The 309-nt window shown below is 40.5% G+C and carries 2 rRNA genes; both read right to left on the reverse strand.

Annotated elements, in window-relative coordinates:
- Nucleotides 1-77 (reverse strand): 5S ribosomal RNA (rrf, locus tag ACTQ16_RS16920); the annotation flags it as partial.
- A 124-nt stretch (nt 78-201) separates the two neighbouring features.
- Nucleotides 202-309: ribosomal RNA gene (locus tag ACTQ16_RS16925) — 23S ribosomal RNA — on the reverse strand; the annotation flags it as partial.

The following is a 309-nucleotide window of genomic DNA, read 5'->3' on the forward strand; positions in this document are numbered from 1 at the left end:
GTACCATCGGCGCAAGTGAGCTTAACTTCTCTGTTCGGAATGGGAAGAGGTGGGACCTCACCGCAATAACCACCTGATAATGGGGTATGACGTATTTGCACACAAGCAAGGTAAGATAATGAACAATGTATAATTTACAATGAATAATTATTAATTATGCATTATCAATTGTACATTAATACAGCTGAAACTATGAACTTCCTAAAGAAAGTGTTCGGGCAATTAGTAATGCTCGGCTTTGACATCGCTGTCTTTACACCTGCATCCTATCAACGTCATCGTCTCTGACGACCCTCAATGGAGTTCTCA

It is taken from the genome of Prevotella sp. LCP21S3_D2, from assembly GCF_052118345.1.
Classification (GTDB): domain Bacteria; phylum Bacteroidota; class Bacteroidia; order Bacteroidales; family Bacteroidaceae; genus Prevotella.